The organism is Caldimonas tepidiphila (assembly GCF_003569765.1).
Classification (GTDB): Bacteria; Pseudomonadota; Gammaproteobacteria; order Burkholderiales; family Burkholderiaceae_C; genus Caldimonas; species Caldimonas tepidiphila.
In genome coordinates, this window is record NZ_QXMG01000029.1 from 58,297 (window position 1) to 77,160 (window position 18,864).

General features: G+C 64.8%; 18 protein-coding genes. 5 read left to right on the top strand and 13 right to left on the bottom strand.

Annotated features, from left to right (window positions below; all coding sequences use genetic code 11):
* Positions 1–193: 193 nt before the first annotated feature.
* A complete protein-coding gene (locus D3A59_RS16180) occupies positions 194–832 on the top strand; it encodes an SLATT domain-containing protein (protein ID WP_119156101.1) in 639 nt (212 codons plus the stop codon).
* Positions 833–1,470: 638 nt separating this feature from the next.
* Here the strand turns inward: D3A59_RS16180 and D3A59_RS25430 are convergent.
* The 10 genes from D3A59_RS25430 to D3A59_RS25445 all read right to left on the bottom strand — a co-directional run bounded on the left by D3A59_RS25430 (position 1,471) and on the right by D3A59_RS25445 (position 12,014).
* Positions 1,471–2,298, bottom strand: coding sequence for a hypothetical protein (locus D3A59_RS25430; protein ID WP_157991552.1), 828 nt, complete (start codon positions 2,296–2,298; stop codon positions 1,471–1,473).
* Between the two features lie 10 nt (positions 2,299–2,308).
* Positions 2,309–2,662, bottom strand: a complete 354-nt coding sequence (locus D3A59_RS25435) for a hypothetical protein (protein ID WP_157991553.1) — start codon at positions 2,660–2,662, stop codon at positions 2,309–2,311.
* 191 nt (positions 2,663–2,853) lie between these two features.
* The gene (locus D3A59_RS25440; RefSeq protein WP_170162355.1) at positions 2,854–4,434 is read right to left on the bottom strand and encodes a primase-helicase family protein; all 1,581 of its coding nucleotides are present in this window, start codon (positions 4,432–4,434) and stop codon (positions 2,854–2,856) included.
* Entirely contained in the window at positions 4,434–4,952 is a 519-nt protein-coding gene (locus tag D3A59_RS16190; RefSeq protein ID WP_157991555.1) for a hypothetical protein, read from the bottom strand. The genes D3A59_RS25440 and D3A59_RS16190 overlap by 1 nt, the downstream gene beginning before the upstream one ends.
* A gap of 102 nt (positions 4,953–5,054) precedes the next feature.
* Positions 5,055–5,336 carry a helix-turn-helix transcriptional regulator gene (locus tag D3A59_RS16195; protein ID WP_336470421.1) on the bottom strand — a complete coding sequence of 94 codons (282 nt, stop codon included), beginning with the start codon at positions 5,334–5,336 and terminating at the stop codon, positions 5,055–5,057.
* A 545-nt stretch (positions 5,337–5,881) separates the two neighbouring features.
* Entirely contained in the window at positions 5,882–7,321 is a 1,440-nt protein-coding gene (locus D3A59_RS16200) for a tyrosine-type recombinase/integrase (RefSeq protein WP_119156108.1), read from the bottom strand.
* A gap of 171 nt (positions 7,322–7,492) precedes the next feature.
* Positions 7,493–9,313: a vWA domain-containing protein gene (locus D3A59_RS16205; protein ID WP_157991556.1), complete on the bottom strand. Its 1,821-nt coding sequence runs from the start codon at positions 9,311–9,313 to the stop codon at positions 7,493–7,495.
* Complete coding sequence (locus tag D3A59_RS16210) at positions 9,310–10,377, bottom strand: AAA family ATPase (protein ID WP_119156112.1); 1,068 nt, start codon at positions 10,375–10,377, stop codon at positions 9,310–9,312. Before D3A59_RS16210 ends, D3A59_RS16205 begins: the two co-directional genes overlap by 4 nt.
* Positions 10,378–10,458: 81 nt before the next feature.
* Complete coding sequence (locus D3A59_RS16215) at positions 10,459–11,106, bottom strand: NUDIX hydrolase (RefSeq protein WP_119156114.1); 648 nt, start codon at positions 11,104–11,106, stop codon at positions 10,459–10,461.
* A gap of 764 nt (positions 11,107–11,870) precedes the next feature.
* Positions 11,871–12,014, bottom strand: a complete 144-nt coding sequence (locus D3A59_RS25445) for a hypothetical protein (protein ID WP_157991557.1) — start codon at positions 12,012–12,014, stop codon at positions 11,871–11,873.
* Between the two features lie 207 nt (positions 12,015–12,221).
* On the opposite strand from D3A59_RS25445, the gene D3A59_RS16220 reads away from it, so the two are divergent.
* The gene (locus tag D3A59_RS16220) at positions 12,222–12,620 is read left to right on the top strand and encodes a hypothetical protein (protein ID WP_119156116.1); all 399 of its coding nucleotides are present in this window, start codon (positions 12,222–12,224) and stop codon (positions 12,618–12,620) included.
* Positions 12,621–12,714: 94 nt separating this feature from the next.
* On the opposite strand, the gene D3A59_RS16225 is transcribed toward D3A59_RS16220, so the two are convergent.
* The 3 genes from D3A59_RS16225 to D3A59_RS16235 all read right to left on the bottom strand — a co-directional run bounded on the left by D3A59_RS16225 (position 12,715) and on the right by D3A59_RS16235 (position 15,987).
* A complete protein-coding gene (locus D3A59_RS16225; RefSeq protein ID WP_119156117.1) occupies positions 12,715–13,125 on the bottom strand; it encodes a diacylglycerol kinase in 411 nt (136 codons plus the stop codon).
* A gap of 193 nt (positions 13,126–13,318) precedes the next feature.
* The gene (locus D3A59_RS16230) at positions 13,319–14,626 is read right to left on the bottom strand and encodes a flavin-dependent oxidoreductase (RefSeq protein ID WP_119156119.1); all 1,308 of its coding nucleotides are present in this window, start codon (positions 14,624–14,626) and stop codon (positions 13,319–13,321) included.
* Between the two features lie 245 nt (positions 14,627–14,871).
* Positions 14,872–15,987, bottom strand: coding sequence for a 3-deoxy-7-phosphoheptulonate synthase (locus D3A59_RS16235; protein ID WP_119156121.1), 1,116 nt, complete (start codon positions 15,985–15,987; stop codon positions 14,872–14,874).
* A gap of 731 nt (positions 15,988–16,718) precedes the next feature.
* On the opposite strand from D3A59_RS16235, the gene D3A59_RS16240 reads away from it, so the two are divergent.
* The 3 genes from D3A59_RS16240 to D3A59_RS16250 all read left to right on the top strand — a co-directional run bounded on the left by D3A59_RS16240 (position 16,719) and on the right by D3A59_RS16250 (position 18,843).
* Positions 16,719–17,081 (top strand): beta-barrel domain-containing protein, encoded by a 363-nt coding sequence (locus tag D3A59_RS16240; protein WP_240636084.1) that lies wholly within the window; start codon positions 16,719–16,721, stop codon positions 17,079–17,081.
* 291 nt (positions 17,082–17,372) lie between these two features.
* Positions 17,373–17,708, top strand: a complete 336-nt coding sequence (locus tag D3A59_RS25450; protein ID WP_157991558.1) for a hypothetical protein — start codon at positions 17,373–17,375, stop codon at positions 17,706–17,708.
* Between the two features lie 385 nt (positions 17,709–18,093).
* Positions 18,094–18,843 (top strand): DNA-binding protein, encoded by a 750-nt coding sequence (locus D3A59_RS16250; RefSeq protein WP_119156124.1) that lies wholly within the window; start codon positions 18,094–18,096, stop codon positions 18,841–18,843.
* The last annotated feature ends 21 nt before the right edge of the window (positions 18,844–18,864 follow it).

An 18,864-nucleotide genomic window follows, 5' to 3' on the forward strand; every position in this document is an offset into this window, starting at 1 on the left:
CTTATCGCGCAAGCGATACCTCATCGGGCTTTGGCTCTGTGAGCGGAAGTGCTCCCTACTCTGCACAAGCACGGGATGCAGCCTTGGTTGGCTGCAGAACCTTTTCGAGGGCGACGTTCGTCGGCGCTGCTCGGAAAGTGGATATGACCTGATTTCTCAAGCTTCTTCCGCCCCACCACTCCAAAAATAGACAATGAAAGAATTTCTTGCTGAGCTACGCACAAGGGCTTGGCGCACTGCTGGCGCACGTTATAACGCCTCTCGTCGACTAAAGATGCGAGAGTCGCTGTCGACATGCAGCTTGGCGCTGCTTTCTGCACTAAGCATTGCGGTAGCCTTCATCCAGAAAGTCTACTCCTCTACACCGGGCACCCCTTTAGACAATTATTTATCTTCGCTTGCCGTCGGGGTGGGGGTGCTTCTCTTAGTCGTCAGTCTACTGGAATGGGGGGCGGGATACGGCGCCCGTGCCGAAGCACTCCATCGCAATGCGGAGCTACTCACCGCTTTTCATACTAAGGTGGGGATGGCTATTGCTCTGTTAGATTCCGGAACTCCGATCTCAGTGGAAGCGGTCGACAAACTTCGAATCGAGTACGATGAAATTAAGGAACGGTGCAGTACCAATCACTTGCCACGAGATGACGAACTGTTCCGCGCTCATCGCCGGTCGGACGACGAGTTTAAGAGAAACGGTAAGCCAGCGATGAGTACGTCTCGCGCGCTCTGGAATCGCCTCGCTTGGGGCCTTTCCGAGGTGTGGTTTTTTGCAGTGATTTGGCTGCTTGTGGTGGGTTCGCTTGTGTACTCGTTATGGATCCCGAAGATTTAAACCAGAGATGCATACGGAATCACACTGAGAAGTTTTTCTGAATCTCTGGGTACGAGCCCCCTTAGAAATTAAATATGGAAGGCGCCTGTGCAATGTATTATTTCTTCACAGCGCCCCTGCCAATCAACTTCAGCAACTGGGCCGCAGTCGATCACAGGTTGTCGTAAGTTTTTTATTGAACGCCGATTTTAGCTTTGCGATGCAGTTGAAAAATTCACCTGCGCAATCTCAACTCCCGCACCAAGTCTTCGCCCCCCTTTTAGCCTTCCTCTGATTGTTTATTCTTAATCGATCTACGAGGTGAACCGATAAGGGGAGACAAGACACTGAGCAACTCTGAGTTTTCCAAAAGCATCGGTCAGGATTGACTGCTGGCATGGTCGAACAAGCTAAAACAGCCAGCCAAGAGCATAGCGATTAAACGTTTTCGACCGCTTTCTAGAGAGAGCCAAGCCCTGCAAGAGAGAGCGCCGGGTGCCGCTCAAGACAAACGCCATCCTTAGCCCCCCCAACCCCACCATTTGAATGGCCACCCCGCCGGGTGGGCCCCATCGTTCAGCCCCCCTGTCCCCGGCACCTCTGCACATCTTGACAGGAGCGCACACGAGAACGCCCCTCTTGCCATTTTTTGGCCGTTCTTACCATTTTGACGAGCGCGTGTAAAAATGGTATGCAATATCGCCGCGGATACCACCATGCGTTCGCCCAAACTCTAGAAGCTTTGCGCGCTCACGCCGCCAAGCAAATAGACTGGAGGCCTCAATCAAAAGCTCCCGCCACTCATAAATTTTCTTGCGAACATCCTCACGCACATTCTCAATACGCCACCGCAAACCATGCTTGGGAGGCAATTCAGCGCGCAGCGCGAAAGCCCAATCCAAGATTGCAGCGTAAAAAACAACGAGCATGTCAATCACACAAAATCCAGCACGCAACCGATCATTTTCCACGCCGATCTTTCCCATTAGCGCCGCCCCTTTATCACACGCACCAATGAAAAAATTGACGCACATGTTCAGATCCTTCTCCAATTGCGCGTGCCGCTCTACTGGGATTTCCACCGCAATTGCACGAACCGCCGGAGCAAATCTTTTAACACACCCCTCCGCCATAATCATCGCGACTCCCTTGGCCTCCAAATCCATGCGCGCATCGATTTCTAGCCCAGAATAATAAACAACCCTCTCCCGAGGCTCATTAACAAAATCCATTGCCGACAAAAGGGGACTGAGCAAGCTGTCCACATGCCGCCACTGATCGGGGTCTCTCCCACCGAGATAACGTTTTGGATCTTCCTTAATCCAATAAGAGAAACAATCCTGAGCCTTGCCGACCAACTCCCCCTTTATAGGAATAGAATAAAATTCATCGCATACCGCCGTCATTGCGCGCTTCACGCGCTCCTCGGCATAGTCGCGGCGCAGATCAAAAATCTCGGTGTATTTGAAATCCTTTGGATTGGACATGGCTTTGCTCCTAAAAAACCTTATGAGACGGGCGCCCGACTGAGCGCTTAACGAAGTTTGATTCGGGCGGCACCCAGACAGACACCCGCCCCCCTGCAAGACGTACCTGCTCACTGTGCCAGCCTAGTTCCCGCAAGGCAGGCCCGAGGGTCGTGATAGCTTCACCAGCGGCGCTAGCGATGGCATCGCCAACGTAATACGGCAGGCGCTTGGCCACGGGAATTTCGTTCCACCAGCGCAGCACTTTTCGACGCAGGCGCTCAGCCTTGCGGCGCTCCCTCATTGGAATATCTACCTGAATCTCAACCTGAATAGGTGGAATGCCGGCAGGCAGAGAAACAGGAGCATGGGGTTTCTTGCTCATGAAAACTCCTTGGTGTGCGTCGATGGCGACGATGAATTTCCGGTTTACACAGAAATTTGGACACGGCAGGTGTAAAGCTGGATCGCCCCGGCTGCCATTTTTCTCACTAAAATAAAAATATCGTCGCCACCGTCGCCAACGTCGCACCTCCAGTAGAAATAAGAAATAGCACGGCGCGACGATATCGGGGTCTAGGCTTGGCCCCAGCCGTAATTCCGCAGGCCAAAGGCGGATGCCGCCATCTGCCGCGCCTCGCTCAAGCCAGGAAGGGACCAAGCCCGGCGGCGGGAAACTCGACTACCAACAGTAGCGCTCGCTGGCCCGCACCCGAAAGCCTCATGCAAGCGGCGCCCGATTGCACGCGTATCGATTCGCCCCGCTCGGATACCTGCCCTCCGGCAGTACGCCTCGTAGCCCTCTGCTGCCATCCCGCACTCGATTGCAACCCGCTCCTCCCCCCACTCGTTGCCGCCGCCGAGAGAAGTAGCCGTGTCAAGCGCATCAAGAATCCATCGGTCCAGCGCCGGCATGTTCTCGATCTTCTGTGAGTCGAGTGCAGACGTATGCGGCACTGCCCGAGGGTTGAACCCCTTAAGTTCTCGATCCAAGAGGTGGCGGAGGAAGATTCCCGCTCCGCCGCTGTCAATCCACTCGTTTAGCTTGCCGAAGTAGGCGTGGTCCTGTGCGCGGGAGGGAGGCACGTCAACAACGAAATACCGTCGCTCGTCTGCGCCGGCCGGCACCACGAACGCATTGTTCGATGCCATGAACACCGTGATGCGGTTCGGCGCCATGAACACATCTCGGCCCTTCATCTCGATGGCGACGCTCGGCTCTGTAATCAACCCCTTCAAGACGCCCTCGGCGCTCTTGTCGCCCGCCCAGTACCCCTCGTCCACAAACACCACGAGTGCGTGCCGGAGGTGGCTGTTGAAGTTGCCTACCAAGTGCCGCGAGTTGGTGATGTGCAGGAAGTGCCGCCCGAAGATCTTTCCTAGCATCCGGAACAGCGTGCCCTTCCCCGTGCCCTGCGCTCCGCGCAGAACAAGCGCCACCTCCAAACGGGTTCCGGGCCGCTGCACGATCAATGCCATCGCGTTCAGGAAATACTCGGCAAGCTCGGCGTTTCCCGAGCAAAGCATTCGCACATGTTCAAGCGCCAGCGTGGCATCTCCCTCGCTTGGGGCTACCGCGAAGCCCTTGAACAAATAGAAGACGTCGGGCTTCGGCGTACCGTCTGGCACAAGCGCAATTCCTCCTAGGAACTGTCGCCGCCGCTCCGAGCGAAGCCAGGCCTCCGCAAGGGGAACCCGCCGCATTCCAGTCGGTGCGTGATACTCCGCAAAGCGGTTCGAGAGCAACAGCTTGAACTCCCCAACGCTGATAGCTGTAAGGCGTGCATGCCCAGTCTCAGGGTCGCTCTGCTCCTGCCAAATCGTCGGCTTCCCTGATCCATCAGGCGCAATGAAAAACTCCTTGTTGATCAAGTCGATATCGTCAGGTGCGTCGGCACTTGCCTGTACTACAGGCAACCGCTCCTCAGCAACCTTCGCCTGTTGCCCTGCGGCCGGACCCATTTCTGCCTCATCAGCCTTCTCCGCGTTTCCCACCACCCCATCAGAATCAAAACAGAAATTCAACCCCGCCAGCAACTCCTCAATTTCATCGGCGCCTTGATTTTTCTCCTTCAAGATGACTGTTGCTTCCGTTTCCTCGGCCTGCTGTCGTGCCCCTGCCTTCACTCGATCCCATAGCGGTTTCGCCCCCATCATTAATCTCCCATATCGCAAATCACGGCGCCCACGTGAGGTACGGCTTGGATGCCTGCGTCCGCGCCCGTGCCGATGTTGATGACAATCGTGGGTAGATTTTCATTCGTACCCTTTGCGGCGGCCATACGCTCCGAGTGCTCGACCACGCGGTGCACCTTCGGCAAGAAAGCTCCCACGTCGTCCACATCCAACTCCCCCGCCTGCACCGCCTTGTGCAAACGCTGCAGCATCGCTAGCGTTACTTTGGCTGCAAGGGGTGCGAGCAAATCCCCGCCAAGTTCGGCCTTGGCTTGCGCAGCCACCAACTCGCCGGCGAATTCTGGCGTATCGATCAACGCCTCCACCTCCGACACGGAAATCCCGCAGTGCGCCGCGAGCTGCTCTACATCGCCCCCGGTAGCAATTACGCGCGGAAATACGGCGAGCAGCATGGCTTGCTTTTCCGTCGCTGATTTAGGAACGGCGCTGCCCTTAACCCCTAGCTTGCCGGGGCTGTAATTCGGCTTTACAGTTTTCATATCCACCTCGACCCGGCCTTGCGCCGGGTATTTTTTCGACCTATGCAGGCGGGTGCGTCCTATAGCAGGCGCCTTGGGCACAACCGACGCGGCTTAGCTGGATTACGTGGCGTCGCGGTCTTTGCTGGCGCTGTCTCGCGCCGCAACGCGCTCTGCTACCCACCGCATGACTTCCTGACGAAGCCAGCCCACCGAACGAGGGCCCAGCTTAATGCTGTGGGGGAAGCGGCGAGCAGCCATATCCTCGTAAATTGAGGACCGGCTCCTCCCTGTCAGGGCCTTGACCTCTGCAAGGCGCATGACGCCTTCACGAGGCTCGGACTGTCCTTGGTTCCCGATCATGTACGACTCCTTCTTAGGGCCACCGAAGCAGTCCGGTGGCATGGGTCGTACTGTAGGGACGAGCTTCTCGAAAAGCGCCCCCTATTAATTCCGTTGGGTCCGCGTGTCGTGGTCGAGCTTCTCCGGTCGCACGTCGTCGTGCTGAGGCTCCTCCGCAAGCTGTGGCTCGCCTGCCACAGGGTAGGCATGCTTTATCAGGGCTTGGCGCTCCTTCGGCGACAGGTCCGCTGGCAGTTCTAGAAGAGTTATGGCTTTGCCCTCGTACCTGCACTCGAAACAGCGAGGCGCCATGTCGCGAACAATCTCACGAACCTCAGGGGGTAGAGTGGTCCATCGCGGCAGCACGAACGCTCGCCAGTGCTTGCTTAAGACGCACTGAGCGTTGTTCCGGTCAGAATCCTCGGACGCAGGGGTCACGGGGTGGTGCTTGTTGTACCGCTCGATTGCCGACTTGGGTGTGCCGAGCAACTCCGTCACGGCATCAACCGCCGCGCGCCATTGAAGACCTCGCCGCTTCAGCTCACGGAACAAGCAGGCTGCGTCTTCGGTACGCGAGAACGGCACGTGTGGTCTTCCCCTCCTCGCCCTCATGCTGCCACCTCACCCTCAACTACAGACGCCTCACTCGATGCTTGCCGGCCCCTCTCGCGCAGGGTCGCGATATGCGCACCCGCCCTGCTCCATGCCTCGGACATCTCGGCGGAGTAGTCGTGACCGTCGTAGACGCGCCGCATGGTCTCGGTTTCCTGATGATTCATGCACAGCTCAGCGATGTGCGGCGGCACCCCGAGTCGGGAAAGAAGAGTTCTAAAAGTCCTGCGCAGGTCGTGGGGCGCCAGCTTCTTGCCGCCCTCCTCCTTGGTGCGCGCGTACATCCGGCTCAGCGCCCGAGCTACGGCCATCTTCTCCATCGCTTCCTCGTTGGCCCCGGGGAACACGAAGGGACTCTTGCCACTTACTGAACGCGCACGCTTCAGAACGTCCAGCGCCTGCCGGGACAGATGCACCTTGAAGGCCCGTCCAGACTTCACCCGTTCGCTGGGGAGACGCCATTCGCTCCGGCCCTCGTTGATTTCGCTCCACACCGCTAGCCGCACCTCCGTCGGACGGGCGCCGGTCAGCAGTTGAAACTCGATGGCAAGCTTCGTCGCCGGCCACAAGCGCGAGCCCTCCACGGCTCGCAGCAGCGAAAGAATCTCGTTGTCGTTCGCCACATTCGGCGGGGCGGGGCGGTAGGGCTTAGGGTTCTCGATCCCACGCATCGGGTCAACACCCTCGATGTACCCCCGCTTGATGGCAAACGTGACAAGTCCTCGCAGGGTCCGGTACACATGAGCAGCCGCCCCCGGCTTGCCGCGTCTGCGGGGTGCATCAATGCAATCGCGTGCGGCTGCCGGCGTCAGCCTTGCAATCTTCGTCTCGCCGATACGCTCGTGAATGTCCCCGTGATAGCTGTGCTCCAGGGTCTCGATGGTGCGGGGCCTGACGGGTAAGCCTCCCTTGCGCGGGCTGCCCATGCGCTTATCGGCGAGCCACTCGTTGAATACTTCAGCAACCGTCGGCTGCGCCCGACTGGCAGCACGAGCCATGCGTGCGACTGTGGCTGGATGATCCGCACCGCTCCTCTTTGCGCCTTCCGCGACTGCGCGATGCTTGAGCAACTCGGCGCGCGCCTGCGCCAGTGTCATAGAGGGGTAGCTGCCCAGGCTGAGCCACTTCCGCATGCCTCCCACTTGGGCCCGGTACTCCCACGACTTCGTTACGCCTCCGGCTCCCGCCCTCAGCCGCAGGTACAGCCCTGCGTCCACGGTGACACGCTGGTCCGTCTTGCCGTCCTCCAGCTTGCGCGCGCTGACCTTCGCGTCCGTCCACCTACCTGCTGTCGCCATAGTCGCCTCCAAAAATGTGGGAACCACCTTGGGTACCACGTCAAGCGGATAGTGGCGGATTTCAGCGGACGGCGTAAAGCTGTAAGCTATCGAACAACAAGGACTTTTTTGATTTCGACGGATACTCTCGCACCCCATGCGGGGCGCCTTCTAAGCAGTAGGTCGGGGGTTCGAGTCCCTCCGGGCAGGCCAGAATTCTTTCTAAGGCTCAAGAACTTACGCATCCTCAGCGTCGTTCTGCCTGACGGCTGGCACTGCATCAGATCCCCTGCGCGCGGGCCACGACCCGCAAGCCGCACCCGGAAATCCTCACGCCATCCCGAACACCGGCTTGCGCGTTGCGAACGGCAGCCGCGCCCCCGGCGTGAGCAGGAAGGCATGGTTGCGCTTGACCGTCAGGTCCTCCTCGCAGCCCCCGTCGGTGATGACGAGCACCGGCGCATCCTTCGGGAAGTCCTCGCGCGTCTCGAGCAGCGTCACCGCGGGCTGCAGCACCGTGCCGCCGCGCCCGCGCACCTTCACGCGCCGCGCGAGCGACTCGACCTCCACGTAGCCCTCGTCGTAGGGCTGCGCGTCGCAGTACACCAGTCGCACCTGCTTCACTTCCTGGGCCTGCGCGTAGCTCGCGACCGCGCCGAGCGCCTTGCCCAGGTCCTCGCGGTCCATCGAGCCGCTGCTGTCGATCACGACGCCGAAGGTGCGCGCCAGGCGCTCCTCCTCGGGCGCGACGAAGCGCGGGCGCGGGATGTCCGGAGTGGCCGACTGGCGCCGCGAGGGCCGGGCGTAGCTGCGCCGCTTCTCGGGTAGCGGGAAGTGCTCGCGGATCCACTCGGCCAGCTGCGCCTGCCAGGGGATAGGCGGCTGGTTCAGCGTGCGGATCTCCTCGACCAGACCGGCCGGCAGCAGCCCGCGGCCCTCGGCCTGGTGCCAGTCCAGCCCCTGGGCGAGCGCGCGGCGGCAGAAGGCTTCGCGGTCGGCCAGCGCCCCGCGGGGCCCGTCGTCGAGCACGTCCACCGCGGCGCCGCGCAGCGTGCGCAGCCGGCGCCGCGCGCGCAAGTCGGCGGCGAGGCTCCGGTAGATGTCCTCGGCCGCCCAGCCGCGGAAGTGCTCGTCGTGCAGCAGGCCCGGGGGCGGTGCGCCCAGGCGCATCTCGATGAGCCAGTGGTTGATGACGAAGTCGCAGGCCACGTTCCACAGGAAGGGGTCGCGCCCCTGGCGACGGCTGCCGTGGCACAGGCCCGCGTGCAGCACCTCGTGCGCGAGCACGAACTTGGCCTGCTCCAGGTTCAGCCGCGCGAGCGGGTTGACGTAGATCTCGCCGAGCCCGAGGTGGATCGCGGCGATCGAGATCTGCTGGCCCTGGCAGACCTGCACGTCCTCCACCAGCTCGAAGCGCGCGAGCAGCGAGCCGAGCAGCGGATAGTGCGCGATCAGCCAGCGCCAGGCCTGCGCCACCGGGCCGTTCGGGTCGGCGCCGCGCGTGGCCTTCGGCTCGTCACGCTGCGCGCGCAGGACCTGGCGCGCGTTGTCCACCAGCGCCTCGGCGAAGAGCTGATCGGGCGTCCGGGTCTGGATGCCGGCCAGGCGACGGATACTCACGCGCTCGCTCGGGTGCATCAGGAGCGCGTCGGCCGAACGAGTGAGCGTCCAGTCGCTGCCGAGTTGCTCCGCGAGCGGGTCGTGTTCCAGCCGGGCCGCAATCTCCTCCAGCGGCAGCCGGCCCCAGGCGAGGAACTCCGGCTCCAGCTCGAAGTGCTCGGGCAGCCGCCCGATCTTCAGGCTGCGCCACCAGTGCAGCGCGGCAAGCTGGGCGGCGAGGTCGGAACGATGCGAAGGCGTGGGCAGTCGCGCGGGCGCGCCGAGCGCCAGCACCAGTGTCGCGAGCGAGAGCACGCCGAGCCAGGTCGGCACGTCCAGGGACAGCGTGTCCTGGATGAAGATGGCGTAGCGGCCGTCGATGCAGCAGTAGGCCCGGCCGCCCGGCTGCGGAAGGTTGCGGCCGCGCAGGCTGGAGGCCTCGAAGACCTCGGTGCCTTCGGAGACCGGGCCGAGCAGCGGATGCGCCCTGAGCATCTTCCGGGCCACGACGAACGGGGGTAGCTTGTACGGCTTGTCGTCCCGCCGGCTCATGCCTTGGCCTTCTGCTGCATCAGCCGCGGCAGTTCGCGCGCGATGTCGAGCACGAACCAGTCCGGCACGCGCTCGCCGGCGTCGTTCTCGGTGAGCACGAGCTGTGCGAGCTCGCCGTCGATGCGCGCGAGCGCCTTGAGCGCGTCGCGGGCGGAGTGCGCGAGCTCGCGGGTCTCGCGCCCGAGCTGGCCCTCCCGGGCCGGCAGCTCCTTGACCAGCAGGTCGCGCAGGCTGTGGGTGAGGAAGTAGGTCAGGTCCCGGTCCTCGGGCGCGTCGGGCCAGCGCTCCTCCCCTTTCAGAATGCGGTGCACGCTGAAGCGCTTGCGCACCTGCTTGAGGAAGGCCTTGAAGCCGAGCGCATGGTCGCGCGAGAGGCAGCCGAACAGCAGCGCGTCGAGCTGCTCGGGGGCGATGTCCTCACCGAAGGAGTGCAGCGCGTCGCTGACGCAGTGCCAGCTTCTCGGCGTCGAGAAGGGCTCCTCCTTCGCGGGCGGGATGTCGGTCACGAGCTGGCTCGGGCGGGTGCGGATGTAGTCGAGCACCCAAGGGTGGATGCCGCTGTGCTGCGCCCAGTCCAGCCACTCGCGCGGCGAGGCTTTCAGATGCACATGCACCATGCGGTTGACGAGCGCGGTGGGCATCTGGCGCGCCATCGCTCCGTCGTGCGCCCGGTTGCCCGCGCCGATGATGATCGAGCCGCGCGGCAGCCGGTACTCGCCGATGCGCTGCTCCAGGATCAGGCTGTAGAAGGCCTTCTGGATCTCGGGGCTCGCGACATTGAGCTCGTCGATGAAGAGCACGATGCCGCGCTCGCGCACGATCATCGCCGGCGGGTAGAAGCGGCTGACGTCGCCGTCGATCTTCGGGATGCCGATCAGGTCCTCGGGCGCGAGCTGCGAGCCGAGCAGCGAGACGCATTCGAGGCCGAGCTGCTGCGCGAACTGCTCGACCAGCGAACTCTTGCCCACGCCGGGCGGGCCCCAGATGAAGACCGGGCGGCACACCGCCACATGCAGCAGGAAATCCTGGATCTGTCGCAGCGACAGCGTGATCTGCGAGTTCATGGTGTCCTTCTTGTTGTTGTCGCCCCGACCTGCCGTCCTCTCGGCATCTCGTCGGGCCTCGGGGCCTACCCCGGGAAGGCTTCAGTCCGATTCGCGCAGCCGCTTCAGCAGCGGCCGGTCCTTCTCGTGCAGCAGGAACTCGTGCAGTCGCCGGCGCGGCACCAGGTGCACCGCCTGGGACTCCCAGCCCATGTCGGCCGGCGAGCCACCGACCCGCCTTGCCAGGTAATAGCGCGTGAGCGTCTCGGTGCGGCGCACATCCATCAGGAAGCCGGTGAGCTCGACGAGCAGCCCCGACTCCTCCCAGACCTCCTTGATCGCGGTGGCCTGCAGGTCCAGCCCCTCGTCCTGCCGCCCCTTCGGGAAGGTGTTGACGTAGCCTGCGAAGCGGTTGGTCGGGGACACCAGCCAGAAGCGCCCGTCGGGCTCCTGCACCGCCGCGCCGGCGGCCGGCTTCAGTCCTTCCTCGCCGGGACAGGGCGGCTCGTCCGGCAGACGCCGGGCGTCGGCGAGTTGCTGCCACCCGGCCGCCGTGTGCGGGACGGCCTGCCAGGGTGCGAACGCGAGGCCGTGCAACTCTGCCGGCACCGGCCCGCCCGGGATGACCGTGGCCACCTCGTCCGCACGGCTCCAGTGTTGCAGCGGACCGTTACGGTGAGGCTCGAGAATCCGGACGAGCCGGTTCGCGTCGCGCTTGGGGTGGAAATCGGCCGCGGGTGAGGTGCTCATCGATATTCTTCCTTCTTGTCATGCCGCTCGGGAGAGGCCCCGCGGGTCGTGCCGATCCTTGACACGATCGCAGGCCGCCGAGACGGTAACGGGACCCGGCAGGCACGATATCGCCTCGCAGGCTCACTGGGTGAGCCCGCCGGGCGGGGACGTGGCATCTGGAAGACCTGGAGCGGCCGTCACCGCCGCAGTCTCGTGGAGACAGGAGGCGCTGCTTCGGGCAGCCGGGCGAGCGCGGGCCAGCTTGCCGTGTTGCAGGTCCGCACCGGGGGGCTCGATCGCCCCACTCGGCGCGGCAGGCCGAAAACGGTGGCCGAGGCATCACTCTGTCCTGCATCCGGGAAGGCCGGAAGCTCTGCGTGCCTCGAGACGCGGCGCTGCCTCCTCGCGGCCCCGCTTCGGCGCCTTCCGCCCCCCTCCGGCCCGAGAAATCAGGCCCCGGAGGATCGGCCTCGTCTGCGGCCCCGGGAAAATGCCCTCGTCCTCAGGCCTCTTCGCCCCTCTCCGGATCGTTCAGGTCGTCGAGGTCGCAGTTGGTGAATACGAGGAGCAGGATCGAAAGAGTGAACAGCATGGAGCGCAATAGGCAAAGGGCGTGCCCGCCTCCCCTGCCCGCGTGGCCTCACGGCAGAACAGGCCGGAAGGCCGCGTTCCGGGTCTGGTGGCCCGCGAAGCGCCCGCGCGATCGATCGCGCGGTCGGCCCCTGATGCCGGCGACTCCGGCCGCCGCCGGAGCAACGCTCGCGCAGGCCCCTCCCAGGTCTTCACATCAGTGGCAGCACGGGAAACAAGCGCTCGTGCGACGCGCACTCGTCCTCGTCCTCCTCGTCCAAACAGGCGCCGCCCCGCACCGTTCCTGTGGCGAGAACGGTGGCCGCGAGAGAGAGGATTGCCAGCGAGAGCAGCATGACGGGCTCCTTGTGATCGGCATGCCTTCCTTGTAGAGCAGTGCCCGCCAGTCCGACACGCGGAAAACCCGCGCTCTGTCCCGGCAGGTGCCGCCCCGGTTCGGCTGCCCGCATCTCCGTGGGGTTGATACACACAAAGATGTAGGCATGTGCAACTGAGGCGAGAATTGAGGCTACACTCGTTTACATTGATGCGCATATAGCAACATGGTCAGCCCATCCTGGACCGTCACCCTCATCGAATGGCCTTTCGGCACCTCCTGGTGCCTCACCGGGCCCGACAAGCAGCGCTACGAGCGCTACGACCGGCAGGATGCGAAGCCCAGCGAATACTGGAGGGAGGACGGGGCTCCGCTCGTTGACCCGGTCCTGAAGCAGCAGATCGATACCGCGATCGAGGCGTCGGGACTCCGGGGAGAGGCTTCCGGACCCGCCCCCGGCCAGCCTCCGCTGCGCGAGGGCAGCGACCTGGCGTCCTCGCGCCCGGAGGAAGAGGCTCTCGCAGGCCCGGCACGACAGCCTTCGCTGCCGGGAGCTGCGGTCGCGGAGCTGGCGGACGACGCAGCGCGCCCCTTCGTGCGAAGCGACGCGAAGCTGTGGGCCTGAATCCCTGATGGTGGGCCGGTCCTGTCGGGCCGGACCCCTGGTCCTCGGCGCGCACCGTGGCGGCCAGCGCCAGCGGACGAGGCCCGGCTCCGCCTCAGGGCCAGAAGACCGTCGCCCACACCGCGATGGCAAGCAGCAGGCTGGTCATCACCGCTGCACTGCCCAGGTCCTTCGCGCGGCCGATCAACGGATGCGGGTGCGGCGAGACCGCATCGGCCACCGCCTCGAGTGCCGAGTTCAGCAACTCGACCACCCAGACGAAAACCACCGAGGCCACCAGCGCCAGGGTCTGCCAGCGGCCGGGTGCCGCCCAGAGCGCGAAGATCACCAGCGGGATCCCGACACAGACCTCCTGCCGGAACGCCGCCTCGTGCCGCCAGGCGGCGCGCAAGCCGGCCAGCGAATAGCGCAGCGCCCGCCCGAGGCGGGAGGCGCCGCCCCGGCTCTTGTACTCGCGCACGGCGCCCGGTTCGGCGGCAGGTTCGGAGCGATCGACTGCGGACATGGTGGAGTTCCCGGCGGCAAGATGAAGGAAGCCGCATGCCTCAAGTTTGCACCGCCGGGCAGGAGGCGAGCGCGGGATCGGCCCCGGCCGAGGCGCTCGGAAGGCGCTGACCCGGCCCGAGCCCGGGAAGCGGCCCGCTCGGGCCCCCGCCCCTGAGCGGCCGCGAGGCCGCGACCGCCGCCGGGGCCTGCGCTCAGGGCACGCGCACCCTTGCGCCGGGTGCGATCGTCGGCGGCGCCGCGTTCAGCGCCTCCATCGCGAAGCCCGCGGCAGCCTTGTAGCGCGCCATGAAGGCATCGCGCTCGGCCGCGGGGATCACGCGCTCGATGTCGTCGAACACGCCGCCGCAGCGCTCGTCCACCAGGCCCAGCAGGCCGAAGGGGCCGGCGCCGCGGTTGCGCAGCACCAGCGCCGAGATGTCGGCGCACAGCCTGTCGTCGTAGCCGCGCAGCGCGGCGGGGCCCACGCCATGCTCCAGCAGCGCCGCGCCGAGCACCCGCGCATCCACGATGGCCTGGCTGGCGCCGTTGGAGCCCACCGGGTACATCACGTGCGCGGCGTCGCCGAGCAGGGCCACCCGGTGGTCCACCCAGGTGGGCACCGGATCGCGGTCGATCATCGGGTACTCGAACACCTCGCCGGCACCGCGCAGCATCGCGGGCACGTCCAGCCAGCCGTAGTTCCAGCCTTCGAAGTGGTGGATGAACTCTCCCACGTCGACGCGCCGGTTCCAGTCGCCCTGGGACCAGCCCCGTGAGTTGTCCACCGTGATCTCGGCGATCCAGTTGATGGTGGCGAGGCCCGTGGCCGCATCGGGCGGAGAGATCGGGTAGAACACCACGCGCTGCCCGAGGCTGCCCAGCCCGACGAAGGACGCGCCGCTGCGGATCGGCACGCCGCGCGTGGTGCCGCGCCACATGATGGCGCCGCCCCAGTGGATGGGCGGCTGCGCGGGATGCATCTGCGCGCGCACGGCCGAGTGCAGGCCGTCGGCCCCCACCAGCAGCGCGCCCGGGGTTTCCAGCCGGCGGCCGTCGCGGGTCTCGATGAGCGCGGTGACGCCGTCCTCGTGGTTGCGGTAGCCGACCACGCGCTGCCCCAGACGCACCGCGTCGGGGCCGAGGCGCTCCAGCACCGCGCGGTACAGCAGCATCTGCAGCTGGCCGCGATGCACCGAGTACTGCGGCCAGCGGTAGCCGGCGACGAGGCCGCGCGGCTCGCAATACACGTCGCGGCCGTTGCGGCCCACCAGCGCCCACTCGCAGGCCTGGATGCCGATGGTGTCGAGCACCGCGTCGTCGAAGCCCAGCTCGTACAGCTCGCGCACGGCGTTGGGCTGCAGGTTGATGCCCACGCCCAGCGGCCGGAGCTCCGCCACCGCCTCGTGAACGACGCAGGGCACGCCGATCTGGTGCAGCGTGAGCGCAAGGCTCATGCCGCCGATGCCGCCGCCGGCGATCAGCACGGGGGGCCGGGAAGTGTTGTTCTGTGTCTCGGACATGCGCGGGATTGTCCGGGATGGCCGGCACGCCCCGCCGGCACGGCGGCCGGACGCCGTGATCCCCGGCACACGGATCGCCCGGGGCTCGCCTTCGGCAGGCCTCGGCCGCCTGCCTGCCTGCCTGCCGCCTTCCGGTCAGGGCCGGTGTCGCGGCGTGAGCCAGCGCTCCCGCACTGCCCCGGGAAGGATGCGCGGCAGCCGGTCGATGCGAAAGCCCCGGGTCGCGGCCGCCGGCAAGGCCGCCCTCATCCGCGACGGGTCCTCACCGCCTGCGCCAGCCGTTGCAGCACCGCCTCGGTCTGGCCCCAGCCGATGCACGCGTCGGTGATCGAGACGCCGCGCTGCGGCGGCTCGCCGGGCTTGAGGTCCTGCCGCCCTTCCTCGAGGTGGCTCTCGATCATCAGTCCGGCGATGCGGCGCTCGCCCGCGCCGATGCGGCGCGCGATGTCGTCCGCCACGTCGATCTGGCGCCGGTGCTGCTTGGCCGAGTTCGCGTGCGAGCAGTCCACCATCAGCGTCTCGCGCAGCCCGGCCTTGGCGAGCGCGGCGCAAGCGGCGTCGATGCTGGCCTCGTCGTAGTTCGTGCCCTTGGAGCCGCCGCGCAGGATGACGTGGCAGTCGTCGTTGCCGCGCGTCTCGAAGATCGCGGCCTGGCCCATCTTGGTCATGCCCATGAAGGCGTGGCTGGCGCGCGCGGCCTGCAGCGCGTCCACCGCCACCTGCACGCCGCCGTCGGTGCCGTTCTTGAACCCCACCGGGCAGCTCAGGCCCGAGGCGAGCTGGCGGTGGCTCTGGCTCTCGGTGGTGCGCGCGCCGATCGCGCCCCAGCTCACCAGGTCCGCGATGTACTGCGGGCTCAGCAGGTCCAGGAACTCGGTGCCGCAGGGCAGGCCCAGCGCGCTGATCTCCAGCAGCAGTTCGCGCGCACGGCGCAGCCCCTCGTTGATGCGGAAGCTGCCGTCCAGGCGCGGGTCGTTGATGTAGCCCTTCCAGCCCACGGTGGTGCGCGGCTTCTCGAAGTACACGCGCATCACGATCAGCAGCTCGCCGCGCAGCCCGGCCTCGAGGCGCTTGAGGCGCTGCGCGTACTCGATGGCCTGGTCGTGGTCGTGGATCGAGCACGGCCCCACCACCACCAGCAGCCGGTCGTCGCGGCCGAGCAGCACCTCGGCGATGCGCGCGCGCGCATCCTCGACGAGCGTCTGCACGGCCTCGGGAATCGGCACCTCGTCGAGCAGCAGCGCCGGCGAGATCAGCGGCCGCACCGCGCGGATGCGCACGTCGTCGATGCGGGTGAGGTCCTGGGTGCTGTCGGCATTGCCGACCTCGTGGTCGTGCAGGGGATCGTCGATGCGGGTCATGGCAGGTGTCCTGTCGGGCGCCCTTCGCTCCTCGGCGGGACGGCCCTCGGCATGTCGAAGGAGGGAAAAGCTCGCGGCGCGGAAAGCCGGGCGGGACGAGATGCTATCAGCCGGGACGAGACCAAATGCGCTCGCGCTCTTTCCGTACCTCTGCGCTCGCGAGCTCATTGGCGAGCCGAGCACGGAAAAGGAAAAAGCCCCGCAAGTCGCTGACCTGCGGGGCTTTTTGATTGGTGGGTGGTACAGGGATTGAACCTGTGACCCCTGCCGTGTGAACCCAAGGGTTCGCACTTTCGCCCCATTTCCCGGAGGTTCCCGAACACGCCCGGGACTCCCTATTCCTCAATTGAATCAACAACTTGGTGCTCCGTCAACACCAGTGCGGCAGCGTTACCTGTCGCGCAATTTCCCGCGTTTTCCCGGCTCTTCCCGCTCGGCAGTGGCGCAAATTTGGCGCATCAGCGGAGGGGGTCAGCACAACGCTTCTGCTTCTCCGAACTGAAGAGATCCATGAACCGTCAACCCTGAGAGGCTCCCCCATCGAGCATCAAGCCTGGCGGCGCGGCCTGAGGAGAGAGACCTGCCGCCCGACATGGGACTACCACTTCTCGCGGATCCGGGCCACGGTGAAAGGGATGCTCTGCCCCGCGGGTGGGGCCGTTCGCAGCGTCTCTCCCCCACATCTCTGGGGAAGATGTCTCGCACTCTGCAAACCGGGGGGTGATTGCCAAGTGACGGCCCCGGGTGCAGTAATTCCGCCGCGCGAGACAATTGCCGATATCGTCCCTGATGCCCCCAAGCTGGTGGTCGAAGCCCATGTCCCCCCGGAAGACATCGATCGCGTCCGCCGGGACCAGGAGGCCGACATTCGCTTCACTGCTTTCAACATGCGCACCACACCGCTCGTACCCGGCAAGGTGAAGTACGTCTCTGCCGACCGGATGACGGACCGAGCAAGCAACCAAGCCTACTATGTGGCCCAGATCGAGGTGGATGCGGATGCGCTCAAGGATGACGGCCAGTTGCGGCTACAGGCGGGGATGCCTGCTGAGGTTTACTTGCGCGGAGAGGAACGCCCCCCCTGCAATACCTGATCGAACCCATCAGCGACGTGCTGCGCCGCGGAGCGCGGGAGCGCTGAAGACGCTTTGAAGGATACAGGGGCGTACTGCTTCGTCAAGAGCTTGCTTGTCATGTGGAGCAGGAAATCGGAACGTTCACTCCTACGGAGTCGGTCTTGCTCATGTGAAGAGCGCGCCGCACCACCAAGTTACGTTTTTGTTACATTCGGTCATCTGAACTGCCCGCTTTTGCCTCGCTTAAGCCTGATTGAGTAGCAGAGCACGCGACACTGCCTGCAGATGCACTCTTGAACAGGAAATTTGATGCAGCCCGCAGACAAGGACCTCACTGTGCGGTCGGTGTACCGCACGGAAGAACTTTCTTCCATCGCGCGAGAAGACGCACTGGCTCGAATCCGGGCTCGGTTGCAGCGTGACCTTCCCTCCAGGCCCTACATCACCGATACCGAATTCGCGTCGATGATCGGCATTGCTCGGAAAACATTAGCCAACCGGCGTGCCGCCGGCCACAGCCGCTACCCGGTGCCAATCCGGCTTGGAGACGGGCGCCAAGCCTTGCATCCTCGGGATGAGCTGATTGAGTGGCTCGCGCAGGAAGAACTGCAACAGCGCGCGCGCACCGTCCATCGCTGCCGATAGATAGCGCCGCGAGACGCTAGCAACCGCATCGAAACCATACATTTGCATATCTGGACGATCGGCCAGCACTCCCCGGTTGTATGGCCGCTTCAGATTTATCGGTGCACGAGGTAGCGCCTGCATTGGTTGAACTACGATTTGCACAGCGCGTGCGGCCGCACATTGACCACCGGCGCCTCGCGATCGCCGCCCGCATCGTGCTCGAGCACACCCGCAAGATCGGCTCGGAGTTCCGCACGGGATGGGCCCCGCAGAAAGAGCGCTACACCCGCGCTCAGCTCCAGCGGCTTGCGCTTGGCCCAGCGGCGTAAGTCGTTTCACATCGCACTGTTTCATATCGCCCCGTTTCATATCACTGATATGAAACACCGCTCCGGAGAGCACGATGACAAGAAAAGGAGTCACCCCCGAGGCAGTCGCGGCCGCCGCGGAGGCCCTGGCGGCCCGCGGACAGGTACCGAGCAACCGCAGCGTCCGCACGGAATTGGGCGGCACAGGCAGCCTCAGCACCATTGCGCGTCATCTCGCCACATGGCGTGCGGAACGGATCTCGGTCACCGCGCCCGCCGAGCTACCGCCAACCATTGCGAAGGCGATCCAGGCGGAGATCGAGCGCATTACGAGCGAGCGCTGCGCCGAGCTGCAGGCCCGGCTGCGCACGGCGGATCAAGAGCGCATGGACCTCGCGACAGAGGGCTGCGAACTGGAGGCCGAATGCGAGCGCTTGCGGCAAGCCCTTGAGCGGCTGGAGAGGGAGCATGAATTCCAAGCACGCCAGTATCAGGAGCAAGCCAACGAGAAGGCTGGGCAGGCAAAAGTGCTGTCTCAGCTCCAGAGCGAGTTGGAGGCCGCCCGCATTGGGCAGGCACAGGCGCTCCAGGAGAAAGAACTGCATCTGCAACGAAGCACAGAGTTGGAGGCCGCTCGCATTGGGCAGGCACAGGCGCTCCGGGAGAAAGAACTGCATCTGCAACGAAGCACAGAGTTGGAGAGGCAACTCCAGCAGGCGCAGGCGGAATCGAGAACAGAGCACGAGGCCCGCATTGCTGCGGAGCGGGAGCTTGCATCCATGACGGCGCGGTTCGAGTTGACGGCGGAGCGGCTCTGTTGCACAAATGGCGGTGCTGTCGGTTAGGGCGCGGCGCTTGACAGCCTC